General features: G+C 55.0%; 18 protein-coding genes and 1 other RNA gene. 6 read left to right on the forward strand and 13 right to left on the reverse strand.

Translation table 11 applies throughout. The features are described from left to right. Positions 1-14: 14 nt before the first annotated feature. Both TH468_RS00495 and TH468_RS00500 read right to left on the reverse strand, forming a co-directional pair. Positions 15-2,561 (reverse strand): ATP-binding protein, encoded by a 2,547-nt coding sequence (locus TH468_RS00495; RefSeq protein ID WP_085641763.1) that lies wholly within the window; start codon positions 2,559-2,561, stop codon positions 15-17. Further along, a complete protein-coding gene (locus TH468_RS00500) occupies positions 2,536-3,420 on the reverse strand; it encodes a phytanoyl-CoA dioxygenase family protein (protein WP_085641764.1) in 885 nt (294 codons plus the stop codon). The genes TH468_RS00495 and TH468_RS00500 overlap by 26 nt, the downstream gene beginning before the upstream one ends. 148 nt (positions 3,421-3,568) lie before the next feature. Here TH468_RS00500 and cobD point away from each other — a divergent pair, with 148 nt between their 5' ends. Beyond that, complete coding sequence (gene cobD, locus TH468_RS00505; protein ID WP_246832172.1) at positions 3,569-4,624, forward strand: threonine-phosphate decarboxylase CobD; 1,056 nt, start codon at positions 3,569-3,571, stop codon at positions 4,622-4,624. A gap of 26 nt (positions 4,625-4,650) precedes the next feature. Here cobD and TH468_RS00510 read toward each other — a convergent pair whose 3' ends face one another. Continuing rightward, positions 4,651-6,243 (reverse strand): sigma-54 dependent transcriptional regulator, encoded by a 1,593-nt coding sequence (locus TH468_RS00510; protein ID WP_085641766.1) that lies wholly within the window; start codon positions 6,241-6,243, stop codon positions 4,651-4,653. Between the two features lie 169 nt (positions 6,244-6,412). Between TH468_RS00510 and TH468_RS00515 the strand changes: the two genes are divergently transcribed. After that, entirely contained in the window at positions 6,413-6,718 is a 306-nt protein-coding gene (locus TH468_RS00515) for an STAS domain-containing protein (RefSeq protein ID WP_007090765.1), read from the forward strand. Positions 6,719-6,721: 3 nt separating this feature from the next. Continuing rightward, positions 6,722-8,788, forward strand: a complete 2,067-nt coding sequence (locus TH468_RS00520; protein ID WP_085641767.1) for a SpoIIE family protein phosphatase — start codon at positions 6,722-6,724, stop codon at positions 8,786-8,788. Positions 8,789-8,793: 5 nt separating this feature from the next. Here the strand turns inward: TH468_RS00520 and TH468_RS00525 are convergent, their stop codons facing one another. The 4 genes from TH468_RS00525 to TH468_RS00540 form a co-directional block, all read right to left on the reverse strand. Continuing rightward, positions 8,794-9,387: a hypothetical protein gene (locus TH468_RS00525; protein WP_085641768.1), complete on the reverse strand. Its 594-nt coding sequence runs from the start codon at positions 9,385-9,387 to the stop codon at positions 8,794-8,796. Positions 9,388-9,677: 290 nt separating this feature from the next. Continuing rightward, positions 9,678-11,678 carry a bifunctional diguanylate cyclase/phosphodiesterase gene (locus TH468_RS00530; protein WP_085641769.1) on the reverse strand — a complete coding sequence of 667 codons (2,001 nt, stop codon included), beginning with the start codon at positions 11,676-11,678 and terminating at the stop codon, positions 9,678-9,680. A 128-nt stretch (positions 11,679-11,806) separates the two neighbouring features. After that, positions 11,807-12,190 (reverse strand): TfoX/Sxy family protein, encoded by a 384-nt coding sequence (locus tag TH468_RS00535; protein ID WP_085641770.1) that lies wholly within the window; start codon positions 12,188-12,190, stop codon positions 11,807-11,809. Then, positions 12,174-12,878: a YafY family protein gene (locus TH468_RS00540; RefSeq protein WP_007090760.1), complete on the reverse strand. Its 705-nt coding sequence runs from the start codon at positions 12,876-12,878 to the stop codon at positions 12,174-12,176. The genes TH468_RS00535 and TH468_RS00540 overlap by 17 nt, the downstream gene beginning before the upstream one ends. 125 nt (positions 12,879-13,003) lie before the next feature. Between TH468_RS00540 and TH468_RS00545 the strand changes: the two genes are divergently transcribed. Further along, a complete protein-coding gene (locus TH468_RS00545; RefSeq protein ID WP_085641771.1) occupies positions 13,004-13,441 on the forward strand; it encodes a VOC family protein in 438 nt (145 codons plus the stop codon). A 70-nt stretch (positions 13,442-13,511) separates the two neighbouring features. Here the strand turns inward: TH468_RS00545 and TH468_RS00550 are convergent, their stop codons facing one another. After that, on the reverse strand, positions 13,512-14,135 hold the full coding sequence (locus TH468_RS00550) for an alpha/beta family hydrolase (RefSeq protein WP_085641772.1): 624 nt from the start codon (positions 14,133-14,135) through the stop codon (positions 13,512-13,514). Between the two features lie 226 nt (positions 14,136-14,361). Between TH468_RS00550 and TH468_RS00555 the strand changes: the two genes are divergently transcribed. Next, entirely contained in the window at positions 14,362-14,943 is a 582-nt protein-coding gene (locus TH468_RS00555) for a hydrolase (protein WP_085641773.1), read from the forward strand. A gap of 112 nt (positions 14,944-15,055) precedes the next feature. Further along, positions 15,056-16,114 (forward strand): AbrB family transcriptional regulator, encoded by a 1,059-nt coding sequence (locus TH468_RS00560; RefSeq protein ID WP_085641774.1) that lies wholly within the window; start codon positions 15,056-15,058, stop codon positions 16,112-16,114. 3 nt (positions 16,115-16,117) lie between these two features. On the opposite strand, the gene TH468_RS00565 is transcribed toward TH468_RS00560, so the two are convergent. From TH468_RS00565 to ssrA, 5 genes are all read right to left on the reverse strand, one after another. After that, the gene (locus tag TH468_RS00565) at positions 16,118-17,551 is read right to left on the reverse strand and encodes a methyl-accepting chemotaxis protein (RefSeq protein ID WP_168177047.1); all 1,434 of its coding nucleotides are present in this window, start codon (positions 17,549-17,551) and stop codon (positions 16,118-16,120) included. 267 nt (positions 17,552-17,818) lie between these two features. Further along, a complete protein-coding gene (locus tag TH468_RS00570; RefSeq protein ID WP_085641776.1) occupies positions 17,819-18,739 on the reverse strand; it encodes a DMT family transporter in 921 nt (306 codons plus the stop codon). Positions 18,740-18,903: 164 nt separating this feature from the next. Further along, positions 18,904-20,520: a fumarate hydratase gene (locus TH468_RS00575; RefSeq protein ID WP_085641777.1), complete on the reverse strand. Its 1,617-nt coding sequence runs from the start codon at positions 20,518-20,520 to the stop codon at positions 18,904-18,906. Positions 20,521-20,703: 183 nt separating this feature from the next. Continuing rightward, complete coding sequence (locus TH468_RS00580) at positions 20,704-21,246, reverse strand: SspB family protein (protein ID WP_007090751.1); 543 nt, start codon at positions 21,244-21,246, stop codon at positions 20,704-20,706. 137 nt (positions 21,247-21,383) lie between these two features. Then, positions 21,384-21,760: a transfer-messenger RNA gene (gene ssrA, locus TH468_RS00585) on the reverse strand. Positions 21,761-21,854: the final 94 nt, after the last annotated feature.

Raw genomic sequence — 21,854 nt, forward strand, 5'->3', positions numbered from 1 at the left:
TCCTGTCGCGGCTGTCAATCCTGTAACGCCTTGCGCATGGCATCTGCCGTGTCTTCGGCAAGTCGATCCAGTTCGGCAATCCTGTCACGGATCACGACGTCAAAATCGCCTTCATAAAGTTCCAGCTGGCGGGCATCGGCCGCGAGCTTTTCCGCGGCAAGGTTTGCCGCCATTCCCTTGATGGTATGTGCAGCCCGGCGAAGGCTTTCGCGGTCGCCGTCTGCAATTGCGGCAATGATCTTTTCACGCTCTTCTTGATAGGACACCGGTAAAAGCTCAATCAAGCCCGCCATCTGCTCCGCCCCGAGGGCAGTGCTCATTTCATCGAAGCGCGATTTGTCGATCAAATCCATTTTGGTCTCTTTGACTGATACGGTTGTGTATGTTTCCGGGGCTGGCTCCGGCTGTTTTACGCGTGGCAACGGTAAAACGCTCACTTCCGCAGCGGCTTCTTTTCCCTGCGAACCGGCAATCGCCGGACGGAACGCTGCACATCTTCTGAGGAAGCGTAACAACACACTGTAAAGCCTTCGTTCTTCGACAGGTTTGGTCATAACCTCGTCCATGCCCGCAGCCAGAAAATCACGATGGCGATCACTGAATGCTTCGGCCGTTACACAGATGATCGGAATTCGCCCGCCTCTGGTGACGCGTTCAAGTTCACGGATATGGCGGGTGGCCCCTTCGCCATCCAGAACCGGCATATGGGCATCCATCAGGATCGCGTCATAGTCATTCCGCTGGAAGGCATGCACCGCTTCGCGGCCGTTAGGCACGATATCGACAACCAATCCGTGACGCAGCAAAAGGCCCCGGATCACGTTGGCATTAATCTCGTTATCCTCGGCAACAAGAATCCGACTTCCCGAAAGAATGCTCTCTCCACTGCCCTCGGCGATCTGGCTTGTACCATGCTCATGCAGTTCGGATTGCCGGGCTTCGAACGGCAGCCACACGTCAAATCGCGTTCCCTTGCCCTCGGTACTATCGACCATCATGAAGCCGCCCATCAATTCCGTCAGACTGCGCGCGATCGAGAGCCCAAGCCCCGTTCCACCATATTGCCGCATGGTGGAATTATCGGCCTGACTGAAGGGGGAAAAGATCTGTTCCTGACGATCCTGCGGAATTCCGATACCGGTATCAATAACGGCGAAATGGTAAACTTCCTCATTCGCAATCAGGTCGCGCACCCGTTCCGGTACATTTTCCTCCCGGGTGACTTCCAACCTTACCGATCCCTTCCGGGTGAATTTCACTGCATTTGACAACAGGTTCCACAGGATCTGGCGAAACCGGACTTCATCACCGATAAACATCCGTGTTGCCAACGGCGCATCATCACAATGCAGGGAAAGGTTCTTTTCGCGTGCCATGTCGGCAATCGCACGAAACAGATCATAGGTAATATCGGATGGGTGAAAGGGACGTTTTTCCAACTCGACCCGACCGGCCTCGATCTTGCTCATATCAAGGATATCGTTCAAAAGCGCCATCAGCGCACGCCCGGATGACAAGATCGCACTCACCCGTTCCTTTTGCGCATCGTCAAGCTGACTTTGCCGCAACAATTGCGCCATGCCTAAAATGCCATTTAACGGCGTTCTGATTTCGTGGCTCATGGTCGCCAGAAATTCGCTTTTGGCCGAACTTGCCTGAAATGACTGTCGATAATGACTGCGCAATTCCAGCAACATGAAAGCCAAGGCAAAACTGTAACTGATCAGGCGCGATGGAATGATGAAGCGCGCGACAATATCGGCGTGTTCCGGCCCGAATACGAAAAATGCCAGATGATTGAAGCAGCCAATCAGCAACGTGAAACAGATCAGGCTTTCGGAAAGGGAAAACCGGTAATGACACCGCACCAGATACCCCGCCGCCCCGGCAACAATCATGATTGTCGTCGGAAACAGGATAAGCGTGCTGATATTTTGCAATGCCCCGCTGACATCGCTTGAAACACCGGGCATGAACCAGACCAGAAATGCCTGAACCGCGACACCGGCGATGATCAGCCCGGGCACCATTGCCCACACCTGATCATTACCCTGACGGCTTTCGTGACGGTTTGCGACATGCCAGCTCATGACAACCAGCCAGAAAGAGCCCAGTCGCAACACAAGAACCAGAAGGCCGGTAAAGGAACCAAGTGCCTGTTCCTGCCCCAACACGCTGCGGGCCGCAAGAAGGTTGGGAATACCCAAAAGGTCGCTGATTAGCAGCACTCCCATCGCGGCCGCCAAATAGAAAATCTGCTTGCGCTTGGTGATGTCGAACAGGATCCAGCCAATGCACATCGACAGCAGCGCGATGAATTCCACGACCACCAGAACTGAAACGGTAATGCCCGACACCAGATCGTCATCAAGCGACGAGAAAAGCAGAAACACAGGAGCGATGGCACAGAAGGCAAGAAATGCGACACCGGGAAGGCTCAGCATTTTTGGCATATTGGCATCGACCCCGGTTCTGGTCTTTTTGACCGTTGTTAGTGTGCCATTCCGGCATTCAGAACGCGATGCAGGGCTTTTGTCATGCCCAACCTGACAGTTCGGCATGAATGCTGTTTGCCCATAGCAGGATATCGTCGTCCATCGATTGCATATGCCGGTATTTCGCAAATTGCTGCACGATCAGTTCAAGCCGTTCACGAAACGCCGGTGGCTGGTCCAGATCAAGCAGACGATCCGCCAGGGGATCAAATGCTGCATTCTGAAATTCAAGCGACAGACTGATCCTTGGTTCAGTGGCAAAGGTACTGGCGCGCCCACCCCAATGATACAAATCCTGCCGCCATCCCATCACGGTCCCCGGTCTCGCGGGTAGTGCCCGAACATCTTGCAAAACAACATCTTCCGGTTTAGCAACAGGGCAAGGATAACACTTTTCAAATGAACGCGGCAATACGTACATACAGCCGTTATCGGGGCTTGCAACGCCCAGTGGCACCCAAAGTGACAGGCTGATCAGCATGTCATCGCCAATAACACTTTCCCCCTGATAATCGCGATGCGGCGGCCACCCGCGCCCGCCCTGCCCCGGATCGACATGCCATGCCCAGAAATGCGGAAGCAGCTTTACCCGATCCCCCAGAAAATGGGTCAGCAACGGGCGAAGCCGCATGAAAACCTGCCATGCCTCGTCATACAGATAGATCATCGCTGGCGGCAAACCGTTGAGCACCAATGTTTCAATCCCGGTGCGCAATTGCGCCAGACTTTCAACAGGCAACAGATCATCAATCAGGAAATATCCATCCTGCCAGAACCGGTCGGAATGCGCCGAACCATCAAATCCGCCCTTGTCATAACCGACCGACGGCACATAACGGATCCCCGCACCGGCGGCGGAAATTGTCAGTTGCGGGTTGATCGAAAGCCAACTTTCACGTTGGCAGGCCTGAAACGCAGTCATCATGTCGGAAAATCCAATGCAGGGTCTGGCGGACGATACGAAGTCACCTGCTGCCGCGCAAGTCCGACTTGCGCCCGATCCTGTCACGCGTTACGCAGATAGCATTAAGTTTCACCGCTCTGTATCCCCATTTCGGGCCAAAGGCACATTCATGATCCTGCACCCCCCATCCCATGGTGGCGCTATTGATGCGGCGGCCGAAAAATACGGCATTGCCGCACCGGACTGGCTTGATCTGTCGACGGGGATCAATGCAACCGCCTGGCCGATTGCAGCGATTGATGCCATCCATTGGCAACGATTGCCGCTGGCAAGTGAACTGGACGCCCTGAAACAGGCCGCAGCGGACTATTACGGCATTTCACATCCCAACCAGATTGCCTTTGCGCCGGGAACGCAGGCATTGATCCAGACCATTCCCTTCTGGTTTGCCGATCAGGGCAGAACCGCAACCGTTCACATTATCGGCCCGACATATGCCGAACATGCACTGGGCTGGAAACGTGCGGGGTTCAGAACGGAAACCGTCACAACAACACCGGAAAACCGGGTATCGAACATGGCCGATATCCTGCAATCCCCTGGTGGCCGCGATGACATTGTCATTCTGGTTAATCCGAACAATCCCGATGGCGGCCTGATAGACCAGACCACCCTGACAGAACTTGCCCAAATGGCAACAGAACATGGCAAATGGCTTCTGATTGACGAGGCCTTTATGGATTGCAGCCCGGAATATAGCATTTGCAGACAATGCCATAAATTCGAACGCATGATTGTCCTGCGTTCATTTGGCAAGTTTTTCGGCCTTGCAGGATTACGTCTTGGATGTGCCGTCATGCCCCCGGAACTGGCGGCTGATCTAACCGACCGGATCGGTCCATGGGCTATCGCGGGTCCGGCACTGACCATCGCGCGGGCGGCATTTGAAGATCGGGTGTGGCAAACCGATATGTGCCTTCAGTTGTCAATCAATGCAAACCGCCTTGATAATCTGATTGCCAGCCTGACCGATCTGGAACGGGTCGGCGGCACCATACTGTTTCGGCTATATCGCGGCAAGAATGCCGCAAAGCTTGCGCACCATCTGGGCACGCAGGGCATTCTGGTCCGGTTGTTTGATGATCATGCTGACCGTGTCCGGTTTGGTCTGCCGGGTACGGAAAAGGACTGGATCAGACTGGAAAAGGCGCTGGCAGGTCTTTAAAGACAATCAATTAAAAGCTGTCTTGTCTATTTCGCCCCGTTTTCTTCCCACGCCTGTTTCTTGCGATAAATCGTCGATGGACTGACGCCCAGGGCATCCGCTGCACGCGGGATCGATCCACCGCATCTCGCAATTGCTTCTTCAATCGCCTGCTTTTCCACCAGCCAAAGCGGCTTGATCCCGGCATAGCTGTTGTCCATCGGCAAACCGGCTGGCATCGGAGCCATGCCAAACCGAGCGTCCGCGCCAATCATGGCCGGTGCCATATCCATATGCTTTGGTTCCACCCCGTCGCGCAGGTTGCGCGCACCGGCCAAAAAGGCCAACGCATCCGGGTCCCCTTCCCAAAAGCGACCGGCATCCTCCAACCCGTTTGAGACGACCGGATGGGGGGGCGGTGCTTCGATGGATCCCGACCCAAAACGTTCGTCGTCCGTGCCGCTGTTAACCGGTCGGGGCACCATCGACATGGTGACTTCGGTGCCATTATTCAGAACGACAATGTTGCGGATGATGTTCTGAAGCTGGCGAATGTTGCCCGGCCAGGCATAGCGCGCGAACAGGGCGGCAACATCGGGGCTGAAGCGTTGAAAATCGCGTCCTTCTTCACGGGTGAAGCGTTGCAGATAGAAATTGGCGATTTGCAGGATATCATCATCGCGATCACGTAAGGGCGGCATGTGAAGCGGAATTACATGAAGACGGTAATACAGATCTTCTCGGAAACGTCCGGCACGTACTTCCTCAAGCGGATCACGGTTTGTTGCACAAACAAACCTTACATCAACGCTTTCAATCGAACTGCCACCGACTTTCTGGAATGTCCCGGTCTGAATGAACCGCAAAAGCTTGGTCTGAAGGTCCAGATCCATCTCGCAGATTTCATCCAGAAACAGGGTTCCGCCATCGGCCCGGTGGGCGGCACCTTCGCGGTCGATTACGGCACCGGTGAACGCGCCTTTGACGTGACCGAAAATCTCGCTTTCCATCAGGTCTTTGGGGATCGCACCACAGTTTAGCGGAATAAATGGCTCGTTAACCCGCTCGGACCGACGGTGAATGGCTTCTGCCGCAAGTTCCTTACCGGTCCCTGACTCACCAGTAATGAAAACCGTTGCCCGACTGGGGGCTGCATTTTCAATGATACGATAGATATCATGCATCGTGTCTGACGCGCCGATGATGTCAAAATACATCTCGTCGACGGTATCGACGCCATCAGATTTTTGGACCGCATGACTGATCGCGGACCGCCCTTCCAAGGCATCACTGACCGTGATCCGAAGCTTGTCGGCGGTAAAAGGCTTCAGAAGAAAATCCCACGCCCCGTCACGCATCGCCTCGACCGCTACATTGACCGAACCATGGGCGGTAATCACAACCACCTTGCATTCCGGTGCGGCCTGATGGGCGGCGCGCAGAACATCACGCCCATCCATGTCCGGCAGGATAAGATCAAGAACCAGAACGTCAGGAGGATCATTTCGCAGTCTTTGAATAGCATCACGACCAGTGACGACATGCTCGACCTTGTGGCCATCCGCGCGCAAGTAGTCCTGATACACCCGCGCAAGCGACAGCGTGTCTTCAACAACAATAATGCGTGCCTGTTCTGGCATTTTGCCGTTCACGTCCCGATCTATTCATCTACCGGAACCATACCGATAGTGACATTACATGCACAACTGCTAACCTCTAGTCAGCTGATTCGTTATCTCATAGAAATCAGCTTTTGGTTAAAAAAGGCATAGTTTCAGTAACATTGCTCGCATCCGGGAGTATCACGGCTTGAATTACACCACCGAAAAATCCGGCGACACGATCAAGGTCGAACTGAATGGCCGATTTACATTTGGGGACCATTCCAGTTTTCGCAAACTGATCGAAGAAATCCGCAGTCAGGAAGCCGAAACACAAATCCTTGACCTTTCCGGGGTCGAGTTCATCGACTCAGCCGGGCTTGGCATGTTGCTACTTGCCCGTGACGAAGGTGAGAAGTCGCGTGCGACGGTCATTCTCAAAGGCGCGCAGGGACAGGTCAAACGCATGCTCGAAGTTGCCCGCTTCGATACCCTGTTCAAGCTGGAAGACTGATACATGCCTGCAACCGGCGAGGCCCATCCACGCCCCCTTGTTGCTGTTGCCGAACCGCTTGACCAAACACGTGCGGCACAGATTCTTGGCGGGCGGCACATTTTTGGTGATGGCGCAGGCGCGCATGCGGAACTTTTCTTTGGCCGAAGCCCCGAAGATTTTGAACACCGCAACCGATACCAATTATGCCTGATACCGTCCGAGACCGGCCGGGAATGGCTTGGTGCGCTGGTCCGCCTGAACTGCAATTATTTTGTCGAATGCTATGACGGGTTTGATCTGGGTGATCTGGGACCGTTGCGAACCGCCAAGCGGGGTGCGAACTGGGATCTTCTGGTCTGTATGTCGACGCAAAGTGCCTATCAACTGCCGATGGCACGCAAATTCGTGACAGCCCTTCGCCATCGCGGCATCATTCACGATACCATCGCACCGACGGTCGAAATGGCCGTGCAGGAAGCGTTTGCAAATTCGATGATCCACGGCAATCTGGAAATGAATACGACCGGCCATCTGTCGATGGACCGCTTCAATGAACTGGGCGAGGAAACGGCGCGCCGCCTGGCATCACTGATCCATGGTGGCCGCGCAATCATGCTGACGGCGAAAAAGCGGCGCAATGGCAATGTCGAAATTTCGATCCATGATCAGGGCAGCGGCTTTGTCCCGCCCGATGAGACCCCGGTTCCAACATTACCCGGTGCTGAATCCACCTTTGGCCGTGGCCTGCCATTGATCAGAAGCCTTTGCCACGATGTCACCTTTGATCGTGGCGGGCGGACAATCCGGCTGACTTTTGCCCCCGATGCATCGGCAGCCTTGCCGCTTAATACCAATTTTGTCGCAGGTCTGGAGGCCGCCGAACAAGGTGATCTTCGGAACCCGCGTGATGCGACGATCCTGATCGCCGATGACACGATGATATCGCGTGAAATCATCGCGTCCTATTTACGCTCGGACGGATTTACAAATCTGGTTTTCGCCAAGGACGGTGAAGATGCTTTGGAACAGGCCCACAAACACAGTCCCGACCTGATCATCCTTGATATCATCATGCCCAAAATGGATGGCTACGAGGTATGCAAGGCTTTACGTACCAATCCGCTATTTGCCGAAATCCCGATCATCGCCCAGACCGCACTTGAAGAAAACGAAGGTCGCACGCGGATTTTCGAGGACGGTGCGACCGACCTTATTTTAAAGCCGCTAAACAAGGCGGAAATGATCGCGCGTACGCGTATCCATCTTGAAAATCGTCTACTGGTCAAACAGTTGCAGGCCTATCAGGAACGTACGCAGTCCGAACTGGAAATGGCGCGTGACATGCAGGAAATGCTGATCCCCAAGGCGGAACAATATCGGGGTACCGGCCTTGAATATGGCATGACCATCAGCGCCAGCTTCCAGATGTCATCCGAACTTGGCGGTGATATGTGGGGACTGGCCCCGATTGATGACGACAGGCTTGGTGTTTACATCGTTGACTTCGCCGGTCACGGCCTTGGTGCAGCGCTGAATACATTTCGCCTTCACTCCCTGATCTGGTCGGACGACCGACATGATGATGATCCAGGCGCGTATCTGGAATCCCTTAACCGCCACCTCAAGGGTCTGCTCCCGGTCGGGCAATACGCCACGATGCTGTATGGTGTTATCAATCGAACCGCCGAAACATTCCGCTACGCCAGTGCGGCCTGCACCTCGCCAGTTCTGGGTAACATCAAAACCGGTGAAACCACGTTTCTTGACGGTTCCGGCGTTCCGCTTGGTGTTATCCGCGATGCCCGATATGAAACCCGTGAAATGCCCTTCGGGATTGATAATTTCCTGCTGCTTTACAGCGATGCCCTGATCGAAACCGTGCTTGATGATGGTGCGTTCCTTGAAGGTGAACGCCTTTTGAAAATGGTACAGGCGATTATTTCCGAAACTGGCGGCATGACCGATCTGGCATCCCACCTCGCCGATCAATTCATGGACCGCGCACCGGTCAAGCTGCATGATGACTTCACCGTCGTGTCATTGCAGCCCAATCCCTCTGCCCGGACGACAAAACAACATCAGGAATGATCAGGCTAATTCAGGAACCAAGGCTGAGGCGGGGAAAGTTCCCGTTCCGGCATATGATCCTGCAAGTCCCAGACATGGGCGGTATCAATCGCAGGCTTTGATGAAGAAGATTTGCTTTCCTGAATACGGCTTGTGATCACGGAGCGTATCAGTGCCGCCAGCCCCTTACGCGCGCCTGCGTGATCAGGATCTGTCGACAGGACCGCCCCTAATTGATCAAATGCCTTCATGTGGTCACGGCAACCGACAAGATCGGCGGCCACCACGCGCAGCTCGCGGGCGTCGGGCCGCAGGCTGATTGCGATTTCCAGATGTTCAAGTGCAGTATCGCGCGATCCGCTCTGCAAATAGGTCCGGGTCAGTCCCAGATGCGTTGCCGGATCAAGATCATCAAGCAACAGCGCCCGTCCAAACGCGTCAAGTGCAAGACTGCCAAGACCAAGATCAAGCAGCACATGTCCCATCACCCGCAATCGGGCGGGTTGGTCAGGCAGTGTATCAATCATATTGCGAAGACGGGTGCGAATTTCAGGCGCCAGATCAATGCCGTCAATCGTGACCGCCGGTATCTGGGATGAAATGTGTATCTGGCCTGACATCTGTCCGAAGCCCTGTTCCCGTCTGAGATGGCGAATCGTAACGACTCGCCTGAATCCTTGCAAGAGCCAATAAAAACAACGAGTCGTTTCAATTGCTTAGATCGACCGCAAAATCAGTATTCGGTGCTTTCCGGCCCGCGACGCGGGTATATGCCACCATCAGTCATGCCGGATGACCAGAAGAATACCCTGATTGGGTTGCAGGAAGATTAACCGGGAAACCGACATCTATAGGGCAAATATGCAGCCGATTTTGCCCTATTTGCGATCACGTATCTGATGATGGGACGTTATGATTTTGCGTCTGCCGGTCGGGGAGCTAATGGTGGATCTGCCCGATCCAGACCTGCCACATTGGGTAACGCATCCCAATCAATCGTAGCCGATGGCCGGGCAAAGAAATATCCCTGCGCCAGATGCCCGCCAAGACGCAGAACCTCGTCACGCTGTTCGGGTGTCTCGATCCCTTCGATCACGCAATCCGTGCCCAGATTATCGCACATATCGATCACGGTTTTGACAATCCGCTGACTGCGTTCGCTGGTAACAATCGGTTCGATAAAACTGCGATCAATCTTCAGACAGTCGAATTCCAGTTCATGAACATAGCGCAAGCTGGAATACCCGATCCCGAAATCATCCAGCGCAACCTTTGCACCGTGGCGGCGCAGATAGCGGATGCTGGCACGGGCCGACACAAAATCGCGCAGCAAAGCCGTTTCCGTCACTTCAAATGTCAGACGTCCAGGATCAATCCCAAAGAATTTGATCTGATCAATCAGCCAGTGCGCCATGTCGGGCAGAACTATATCGCGGGCCGACAGGTTAAACGACAACGGTACATCCTGTGGCCAGGCGATCATGGATTTCAGAGCCTTCTGGAACAGGATCATTGACAAAGTTCCGACCTGCCCGGTTTTTTCGGCCACCGGGAAAAACATTTCGGGTGAAACCCGCCCCATTTTGTCGTTATCCCACCGGGCAAGCACCTCGATCGAATGCAGTTTGCCGCTGTGCAAATCAAAAACCGGTTGATAGTGGATCGACAATTCGCTTTCCAGATCGGCCTTGCGCAGGGCCTGTTCGATCTGGCTGTCATGACGGATCAGGGTTTCGTGATGGGCGGCAAACAAAACCGGATGGCCCGGCATGTTTTTCTTGGCGTAATAAAGCGCGAAATCGGCCCGCTCGAACAGGGCATTGGGTTCGCGCGCTACCGCGGGATAAGTCGCAAAACCAAGCGATGCGGAAAGCTGTACCGTACCCCCGCCAACTTCGAACGGATCGTTTAACGTTCCGCACAACTCCCGTCCGATGCGGATAAGTTCAGTTGCATCCGTGACACCGTCAAGGATCACACCGAATTCATCACCGCCCAATCGCGCCAACAGGACATCCGGCCCCAGAATCTCGCGTAGGCGGGCGCTGGCTTTGACCAGCACATCATCACCAGCCGGATGGCCATGCACGTCATTGACCGGCTTGAACCCGTCCAGATCAATCATCGCAATCGCAAAACGTCCGCTATCCTTTGCGCGCGCCACCGCTTCGTCAAGATGGGAAAAGAATGCGCGGCGGTTGGAAAGCCCGGTCAAGGCATCACGAAAGGCCAGTTCACGGTTCTGATTGGAAAGCTCGATGGTTTTGGTGTGCTGCTTTTCCAGATCGATTTGCGATTCCACCAGTCCGGAAAACGCCGCGTAGTAGCTTCGGATGATTTGGACAATCATCAAGGAGACCATCGCCATGTTGGCCGCAATCGCGACGTAAACCTCGTTCCCCGTAGACCCGAAATGCAGGATGAAAGATCCCAGAACGATGATGACGACCAAAAGGGCTGACGGGGGAAAATGCAATAGACAGAAGATGCACCCAACCACGGTGATCGAGATGAAATAGGCGACATGCCCCTGTTGATAGGCATCACCATAACCAAACATCTTGATCGCCCAGGCGGTGAAGACGACGCTGATGACTGCGGCCAGAATGCGGATACGGCGCAAATGCAGCACCGCACTGGCAAAATCATTTGCCGTATCACGCAAGCGCATCCATGCAAGCCCGCGGATCAGACAGACAATCCCCAGAACCGCTGGAATATAAACCGTCATCCAGTCGGGTGCAGTTCCGTAATGCGTGAAAGCCAGCGCGACCGCGTTGGCAAAAAGCAGGATGTAAAGTAACGGGATTTGACGGGAGAGGGCCTTGACCTGCGCGCGAACCAGTTCGGGTTGATCTTCCCGAACGCGGAACGTCCCGACAATGCTCCGGCACAAATCCTTTAACGCCACACCGATGCGCTTTCCCCGTGGTTTTCTTACTACAGGAAAATCTTATACGAAAATCTGCGGCAAATGCAGCCCTTTCAGTGCGACCTCAAACAATCGGATGATTTTGTCCCTGATCTCCCTGAAAACTTTTACCCATTACTGCCGGTTTTCGATTTTTTGCGCCTGGCTTTGGCCACCTTTTCTGCTGCCGCACGATGCGCAGCACCAAGTGCCATATGGGCAAATTCCATCAATTGATCAGGCTCGTCCAGCCAGTCACCCGGAACCTCGAAATAAGACAGTGTCATCGGGCGACCTGATGGCACACAAAAGGGTGCCATACCTTGCGCATCGTAGGCCCCGGCAGTTTGGTCATCGCCTTTCAGATACAGCACAACGTCATCAATGATCGCAAAAAATACCCCATCGCAATAAAGCCCGAATGCACCAAACATCCGGTTCGGGCGGATGTTTCCCAGTGGGGATAACAATTCGCTTACCATCTGGACAAATTCGTTATCGGCCGATGCCATTGAGGATTTCCCCCTCGACGCCTTCGGAAATCAGGTAGTCACGTAATGTCCGCCCCGGTGTCGGTCGGAAATGATCTGCGGTGATCTGCATGTTCTTGATCCGGTCTGCACGGAAAACGCGGAAGGCCTGGCGAAGTTCGCACCAGCTTGCCAACAGCCAGATGGTACCAAAAAACAGCATCCCCAACGGCCAGACCCGCCGATTGGTGTCATCCCCCTTGGCATCGGTATAATCAATGTTGATCAGGTGCCGTTCACGGATGGCACGACGCAAATCGGGCATCGAAATCGCAATCGGGGCCTGTGCGATTTCGGCAATCGCAATCGGCACCCCGCCAATAAGACCCCGCATTTTTTCCGGCAAGACCGCCTCGATCTTGGTCAGGGCATCGCCCGCGGCCCGCGCCATTTGCGGATCGGTCCAGCTTTGCACCATGCGTGCGGCAACCACCAGTGCCTCGATCTCGTCGGCATCAAACATCAATGGCGGCAGGTCATATCCATCGCGCAGGATATATCCCACCCCCGCCTCGCCTTCGACCGGAACACCGGACGCGGCAAGATCACGAATATCGCGGTAAATCGTGCGTTCGGAAACTTCCAGTTCCTCGGCAAGTTCGCGCGCCCGGCACAGTTTGCGACGGCGCAAAATCTGTACAAGACGGAAAAGTCGGTCGGCCCTTCTCATGTTCGCTCCTTTCTCAGCATGACCGAGAATTTATCATAACGCTCCTGACAGGCTCCTGTCAGGAGGCATGTGCAAACATGACAATTATAGGGAACAGGGTTTCAACATTCGTCAGGAACAAACCAATGAAAATCACCAGCGCCTTTCCGATTATTGTCACCGAGAAACTGACAGAAAGCCGCTCATTCTACGAAAAACTGGGCTTTGTCGCTGTCTTTGCCGGCAACTGGTACATTCAGCTTGTCTGGCCCGACTGCATGGAAGTGCAGATCGGATTGATGCAGCCAGACCACCCAACCCAGCCGCCCCTGTTTCAGGGCCGCACGATGGGTGAAGGCAGCATCTTTGGCATCAGTGTCGAAAACGCCCAGTCTGCCGCCGATGAATTGCGTGCCAAGGGTTTTGAATTCGCCCTTGAACTGCGCGATGAACCATGGGGCCAACGTCATTTCACCCTACTGGACCCTAATGGAGTCAGGATCGATATCGCCAGTCAGGAAGCGGCAATGAGTGATGAATATGCCAAGGATTTCCTTATGCCGGTCGAAAGCGTCCTGGCCTGATCCCCTTCGCGTCACAACCAATTGATGCTTTTGCCTCAAACATCAAAAGCGGGATGGTGCAGTCATTGCATCATCCCGTTGTCTTGACAAAGTCATCAATCGCGGCGACCGCACCCGCAATATTGCCTTCCTGTGTGTGGCCGGATTTCTTGCGCGCTTCGAAATCATGGTTGCCGTCAGAAACCCAATGCACCGCCACCGCATCCGAAAGACCATAACCCGCCACCTCGTCCGCGCTGCCAAACGGGTCACGCGTTCCGTGACAAATCAGGGTTGGCGTTTTCATTTTCTGTAAATGCGCAGTCCGCAGGTTTTCAGGCTTTCCCGGTGGATGAAACGGATAGCCAAGGCACACGACACCGCGCACGCCAAGGTCATCTGCCACCATACTGGCGATTCGCCCACCCATTGATTTGCCACCAATCACAAGATTTTCAGGTGTGCCAAGCTGTTCCACAACCTGCTGATAAGTTTCGATCAGAACCGGGGCCCTATCCGGCCCACGCTTTTTCCCGTCAACCCGACGTTTCGCCATATAGGGAAATTCAAACCGCGCCACGCGATAACCACGCCCGGCAAGTCCCAAGGCCATTTCATCCATAAACGGGCTATCCATCGCGGCCCCCGCCCCATGCGCCAGCACAATGGTCAGCCTGAAATCATCAGGTCCGTCAAAGATAAAATCGATGGTCATGGCAATCGGGTATCCCTGTTCCTGTGGCGTTAAAAAACATAAGCCATCGCGATTAACCGGGCCAAGTCCCAATCCCCTACCCTCCCGCTGTTTCCCCGCTATTCATCCGAAAAACTCGCCACATCAGTATATTTCGGTTTATCATCACACTCCCCAAAGCACTGCGCCAACCCAAATGGCGTCACCATCTGCCCCGATCCGATACCTTGCCCCAATCAGGTGCCCCATGCCCAAAGACCAAATCCTGCTGGATCCGGCGCGTACCGCCCTTGTCATGATCGACCTGCAGAATGGCATTCTGGCCCAGTCCCTGCATCCGCGAAGCGGTGATGCGGTGCTTGAAAATGCCCGCAATCTGATCGCCAAATTCCGTTCGGCCAACGCCCCCATCGTTCTGGTCCGCGTTTACTGGTCTTCTGACATGGCCGATGCCCCGCAGCAGATGGTCGATCTGCCATCCGTCCCGGCGAAATGCCCGCCCGAAGATTGGGGCACCCTTGTGGATGAACTCGTACAACCCGGCGATATCGTCATTACCAAACGTCAATGGGGTGCGTTTTACGGTACCGATCTTGATCTTCAGCTTCGCCGCCGCGGGATCGATACCATCGTCCTTGGCGGTGTCGTCACCAATTTCGGCGTGGAATCCACCGCCCGGTCGGCGTGGGAACACGGTTATAACATCGTGATTGCCGAGGATACCACCGCCACCAAATCGGTCGAAATGCACCAGTTTTCAATTGCCGAAATCCTGCCGCGCATTGCGCGTGTCCGCCAATCAACCGAACTGACCTTTACCACCCCATAACCCTGCTGCCCCAAAAAAAGGCTTTCCCGTGCCAGATACCTCGCCCCATGCGCCCCACGCACCCAAGTCCCCCAAACCCAATTCGCCCCCTGATCGGGAAAAGCTCGGCAAAATGCCGCATCTTCTGCAATGGGGACTGCTGATTGGCGTTTCGCTTGTGCTGTCCGTGATCCTGCATGATGCGGATATCCCGGCCGCCCTTTTGCTCGGCCCGATGATTGTCGGCATTGTCTTGGGTACCAATGGCGCCACCATCGCCATGCCAAAGCCGATTTATCTTGGCGCGCAATCGGTGCTCGGCTGCATGGTCGGCGGGTCAATGACCGCCGGGATCATCACATCCTTCATGCATGACTGGCCGCTGGTTCTGGGTGTTACAGCACTGACCTTGATCGCCAGCAGCTTTTTGGGCTGGATATTGTGCATCAAGCAGGTCCTGCCGGGAACGGCAGGCATCTGGGGATCATCGCCGGGTGCCGCATCTGCCATGGTCATCATGGCAGAGGCCTTTGGCGCCGATGCCAGACTAGTGGCCTTCATGCAATATGTCCGGGTGGTGATTGTGGTTGCCGTGGCATCAAGTGTTGCCAATTTCTGGGTCGATCCGGCATTGGCGGCGGCCCATACGCATCAATGGTTTAGCCCGTTTGATATCGGCGATTTCGGCATCACACTGGCAATCGCCGTCATCCTGTGCATTCTCGGGGCAAAGTCACGTTTGCCATCCGGGCCGCTTCTTGTGCCGATGATCGTCGTCATGGTGTTAAGCATCACCGGTATGGTCGATATCGTCCTGCCGGAATGGTTTCTTGGTCTGACCTATGCCGTGATCGGCTGGATGATCGGGTTGAAATTCACGCCTTCGGTTTTGCGTCACGCAGCCTATGCCCTGCCGAAAATCCTGATTTCGATTTTCGTTCTGATCGGTTTTTGTGCCGGGATATCGGTTTTGCTGGTGATTTTCATGGATGTTGATCCGTTGACCGCCTATCTCGCCACCAGTCCCGGCGGGCTTGACTCGGTCGCCATCATCGCGGCCAGCACCAATGTCGACCTGTCCTTCATCCTGGTGTTACAGGCAACGCGCTTTTTCATGGTGCTGCTGTTTGGTCCGCCATTGGCCCGCATGGTGGCAAAGCGCACGTCGAAATTCCCCGACAGGATAGTCTAACACTCACATCGCAAGGATCAGACCAACAAAGCCCTCCACCCGGTGGCTAAGGTCCGATCCTTGTGTTTCAAGATTCCGCGCAGCATCGGAAAGTTCGCCTGCGACCTGCCCGTTATGGGAAATTGCTTCTGCAATATCGGAAACACTGGCACCAACCACACGCGCCTGTTTCAACGCATCAAGCGCATCCCCCGCAACGGTGCGACAAATTTCAACCTGCCCACCGGTTTGATCCGCGGTGATTTCGGCACGCGCTTGCAAGTCGCCCATCGCATCGGAAATCCGGTCGATATCCCCACCAGCCTTTGAAATCGCCCCGGTGACACCATCCATCCATTGGGCGATTTCGGCAGTTGCGGCTTCGGATTGCCCCGCCAACGCCTTGACTTCCTTGGCAACGATGGCAAAGCCCTTCCCGGCCTCGCCAACACGTGCCGCCTCGATCGAGGCATTCAGCCCCAGCAATTTGATCTGGCTGGCGATGGCCGAAATCGTCGCCAGCATCTTGCCCGCATCGGCTGCACGCGCCTGCAATTTGGCAAATTCATCGCGCATGTCACGTGCCTGCGCTCCCAATGCACGGGTGGTTTCCACATTCGTCCCCGCATCATCACCAATCGTGGTCAACGCCACCTGAAGCGCATCCATCTGCCCGGCGACATTTTCAATCCGGGAAAGGGCGGCATGGGCCGCCTTATCTATCCCCTTGCCACATGCATCCGTCCGCCGGTTGCTATCGCCCAGCACATCAAGCGCACTGCGCATCTGGCTGACCGCGGCACCCAGCATCCCGACCGTGCCCTGCACCTGGCTTTCAAAATCCGATGCCAGTTTTTCGCGCACGGCCAGTGCCGCATCACGTTCGAGCACGCGTGCGACCTGCCCGCCAACAAAGCCAAGCAGTTCAAGCATCTCGTCATCAAGACGGGCGATATCACGACTGAAAAATTCGATGACGGTCACCACTTTACCGGCCATTTTGACCGGTAGCGCGAAACAGCCCTGCAACCCGTTCCGGGCAGCCCCGCTGGCGCGCAGGAAGCCGTCCTTAGTAACAACGTTTTCGATGCAGACAGGTTCCCCCGTCTTTGCAACCGACCCGATCAGGCCCTGCCCGATGGTGAAAACCGTGGCCTCTGACTGCAACCGAAAATCGGTCAGATCTGTGGGCAAAACACCCCGCCCGATCGACCAGATTTTGGCCGAAGACAGCGTATTGTCTTCGCGAAGCAGATAGGCATGGCCGACCGGCCAGTGGCAATAATCGCAAACCGCATCAAGGATACCGGCAATCGCCGCGTCACTTTGTCGTGCATCATCGGCAATTGTCCCAACCGTGCGCAACAGGCGCAGAATATCGCCAAGCCCGGCCTCGCGGCCCTGTTTTGAACGGCTGTCTTCATCGGGGGAAACGGAACGCATGAAACCGGCAAACATTGAACTTCTCCGAGGCATGGGACATCTGAAATCGACCGTGCATAACGCCATCCGGTCGCGCGATTGTCTTGCAAGCCTCGTTGCCTGCCGATTGTTCGTGACTGCGCCTTTGCAATCACGAATATGATGCTAACGTGATTTTGCACCTGCGAAAAGAATTTTCTGTGCGCATCGGCAGAACTGCGCATCCCAAAGAAAAAAGGCACCAGCGGCGGGCTGAATTATCCCGCCGCCGGTACCTTCAAACATGTCTTTGGCAACAGGGGACTAACGCAAAACCTTGCGGAAAACACCCGATGCAACCATCACACCGAAAATCACCAATGCCACCGCAATCGCCAGCGCAAGATTGCCTTCCTCACCAAGCAGGAACACACCGCCCAATGCGGTCAATGCCGGGGTCATCGCGCCAAAGGCCGAGGCACCGGTTGACCCGATATGACGCACCGCAAGCCCATAGGTCACCACCGCAACGCATCCCGCCAGCAGGCCCTGTGTGACGAGCAACAGCAGCACGTCATCCATGGGCGCATCAGGGATGTGCGTGCCCGTAAACAGGGCTACCACCGCCATGATCACAAACGACCAGAAGCCGACAAATGCCGCCGCTTCCAGCGCACCAAGGCCGCTTTGACGCATTGCGTGGGTATAGCATGCCCACATGAATGCCCCGGCCGACACAAGACCATAGCCATAAAGGATCGTGTCACCGGTCGAATGGCCGGGTTTAAGCACCGCCAACAGGACGATACCGGCAATCACCGTGGCATAACCCGCCAGCCGGACCCAGCCCGGCAGTTCACCGAACATCACAACCGCAATCAGAACCGCCCAGACCGCCATCACACCGGGCAGCAAAATGCCCACATGGCTTGCCGGAACATATTGCAGGGCACTGGCCACCAGAAGCGTATAAAACGCGCCTGATCCCACCAGCATGATCAGGCCATTGGCAATCGAGAGCCCCTTGGGCCAGATCCCGCGTTTAAGCCAGATCGGGGCCAGCAACACAAACGGCACGACAAAGCGCAAAAGCCCGATATCGACCGCGGTAAAATCGGATGTCATGGCATAGCGCGTGACAATCAGCCACGCCGCCCAGATCGCCACCGTCGCCAGGGCCGATGTCACACCGACCAGACGGCTTTCTGTTGCACTGTTCATGGCAACAGCAGAAGTTCGAGACATATCAGCATTCCCGCTAAAGGGTTGATTTTGCGAAAATCAGACCACGCAGCCCCAATCAAGGCAAGAATTTTGACCGTGGGTCAGCTATGCATAACCGGCCGCAAACAAAAACAGGGCAGCACGGATTGCCCGCACTGCCCTGTTTCAAATCAGTAATATCGAAATCAGATGCCAAATTCGGCAAAAAAGTCATTACCCTTGTCATCGATCACGATAAAGGCCGGGAAATCTTCGACCTCGATCTTCCAGACGGCTTCCATGCCCAGTTCAGGGTATTCAAGGACTTCGACTTTCTTGATGCAATCCTGCGCAAGGCGCGCTGCCGGACCACCGATGGAACCAAGATAGAACCCGCCGTGGTTTTTGCAGGCATCCTTGACCTGTTTCGAACGGTTGCCCTTGGCAAGCATGACGAACGATCCGCCTGCGGCCTGGAACTGTTCGACATAGGCATCCATACGTCCCGCCGTGGTCGGGCCAAACGAACCGGACGGCATGCCTTCGGGCGTTTTGGCCGGGCCCGCATAATAAACCGGATGGTTTTTCATGTAATCGGGCATGCCTTCACCAGCATCAAGGCGTTCCTTGATCTTCGCATGCGCGATGTCACGCGCCACAATCACGGTCCCGGTGAGCGCCAGACGCGTCTTGACCGAATACTCGGAGAGCTGTTTGCGGATTTCATCCATCGGACGGTTCAGGTCAACCTTGACCACATTGTCATCAAGATGTTCGTCCGACACTTCCGGAAGATATTTTGCCGGGTTGTGTTCAAGGTCTTCGATGAAAATGCCGTCCTTGGTGATCTTGCCCAGAACCTGACGGTCGGCCGAGCACGAAACGCCGATGGCCACCGGGCAGCTTGCCCCGTGGCGCGGCAGGCGGACCACACGGACATCGTGGCAGAAATACTTGCCGCCGAACTGTGCGCCAATGCCCATTTCGCGCGTCATCTCAAGAACCTTCTGTTCCCATTCAAGATCACGATAGGCCTGGCCATGCACACCGCCTTCGGTCGGCAGGTTATCGTAATAACGTGCCGATGCCATTTTAACGGTCTTGAGCGCTGCCTCGGCTGATGTTCCGCCAATCACGATGGCAAGGTGATAGGGCGGGCAGGCAGAAGTACCCAGCGTTCTAATTTTCTCGTCCAAAAACTTCCGCAGGCTTTCCGGGTTCAGAAGCGCCTTGGTCTGCTGATACAGGAAGGTCTTGTTGGCCGAACCGCCGCCCTTTGCCATGAACATGAATTTATATTCATTGCCCGGCGTCGCATACAGATCGATCTGGGCCGGAAGGTTCGAACCCGTGTTCTTTTCTTCGAACATATTAACCGGCGACACCTGCGAATAACGCAGGTTATGTTCCTGATAGGCGCGCCAGATACCCTTTGAAAGCGCCTCTTCATCGGCACCATTGGTGATGACCTTGCCACCGCGCTTGCCCATGACAATCGCCGTACCGGTATCCTGGCACATCGGCAAAACGCCGCCAGATGCGATATTGGCGTTTTTCAGAAGGTCCATCGCAACGAACTTGTCGTTCGGCGTTGCTTCCGGGTCATCAAGGATTTTGCGCAACTGTTCGAGATGGCCCGGGCGCAGCAAATGCGAACAATCGAAAAACGCCTGAAGCGTCAGTTTCTCAATCGCCTCGGGTTCGACTTTCAAAAACGTCTCGCCATTGACCTCAACGGTTGAAACGCCTTCGTCACCGATCTTGCGGTAAGGGGTCGTGTCCTTACCCTGCTCGAACATGGGTTTATAGACAAAATCACTCATGGGATAAGTTCTCGTCTCTCTCAAAAACAAGGTGGGTTTGTTTTAATTTGTGCCGTTCATAACGCCAAACGCGGCAAATTTCCACGATACATTAGATGAACAGACTTCCGGCAATCGGCGGGAAACCGGACCGGGCATGCGGGAAAGAAAAAAGGGCGAGCCAAATGCCCGCCCCTTTGAAGCTCATTTTTTTCGAAACGCATCAAGTGCGATGACTTCACCGGTTTCACCCTGTTCGGCGGGCTTTTTCTTGCCGCGCTTTGAAGGCTCGGTCACCAGCTGCGGGGTCGCGTCTTCATCGCCATCAACCAGATCGGCGTCAAGATCGTCATCTTCGTCGTAATCGAAATCATCGTCGCCCATTTCTTCTTCGACGCTGAAAGTCAGCATGAAATTGGCAGACGGATCGACAAAGGCCAGCATGGCATCAAACGGGACAACCACGGTGGTTGGCATGCCATCGAAGCTCATGCCGACCGAAAAATGATCGTCTTCCGCTTTCAGGTCCCAGAACCGGTGCTGCAATACAACGGTGATATTATCCGGGTGCGCCTTGCGCTGTCCTTCAGGCAAAGCAACGCCGGGATGATTGGTCTGGAACGTGATGTAATAGTGATGCTCGCCGAAAAGGCCTTCTTCGGCCACGCGCGAAAGGATCTGCTTCACCACGCCGCGCAGCGCCTGATCGACCATAAGGTCGTAACGGAATTCTTCCGGTTCCTGCATCGATAATCCTGTGTCTGGCGGGTTCCCTGATGATTTCAGGATATGCCCGTCATTTATATATGGCACCTGATCGCGTCATTTGCAGATGACGCAATTGAATTGCTTCTATTCATAACGGAGAGGGGAAAAAATACAAGAGCGGGGCGTTCTGTTGCTAGGTGCCCCATCCCCCACCAGACTACCGCTCCCGGCAATCGGAATTTCGCTTTGGTGCTAGTACCGCTTAGGCGGCAACAGCAACCGGAGCATTGTTGTCGTTTGCGTTTACAAACATTAGCCCGATAACGGTGGTACCATGCCGAGCGCCAACAGAGGCTTTTACTACACACGTCGATCCTATTTCGGCCCCAACATCTTCGCCTGAGTCGGACGAAGTCAGATAGATGAAAGTTGGTGGAGCCGCCGGGTACCGCCCCCGGGTCCGTAATGTCTATTCTGCCAAGTCGTGTAACGCCATAGTCAGGTTGCCCCGACAGCCCCTATATAGGTCAAATGGGTCTACTTTCGCAAGGGAATTGGCAAAAACTTTCACCGGGTCGACCTTTAAGCCGACAAAGCAAACGAACAACGCTCTGCCGTACAGCACCCAAGCCCTGATACCGTCACCG

This window comes from Thalassospira sp. MCCC 1A03138, from assembly GCF_002115785.1.
GTDB lineage: Bacteria > Pseudomonadota > Alphaproteobacteria > Rhodospirillales > Thalassospiraceae > Thalassospira.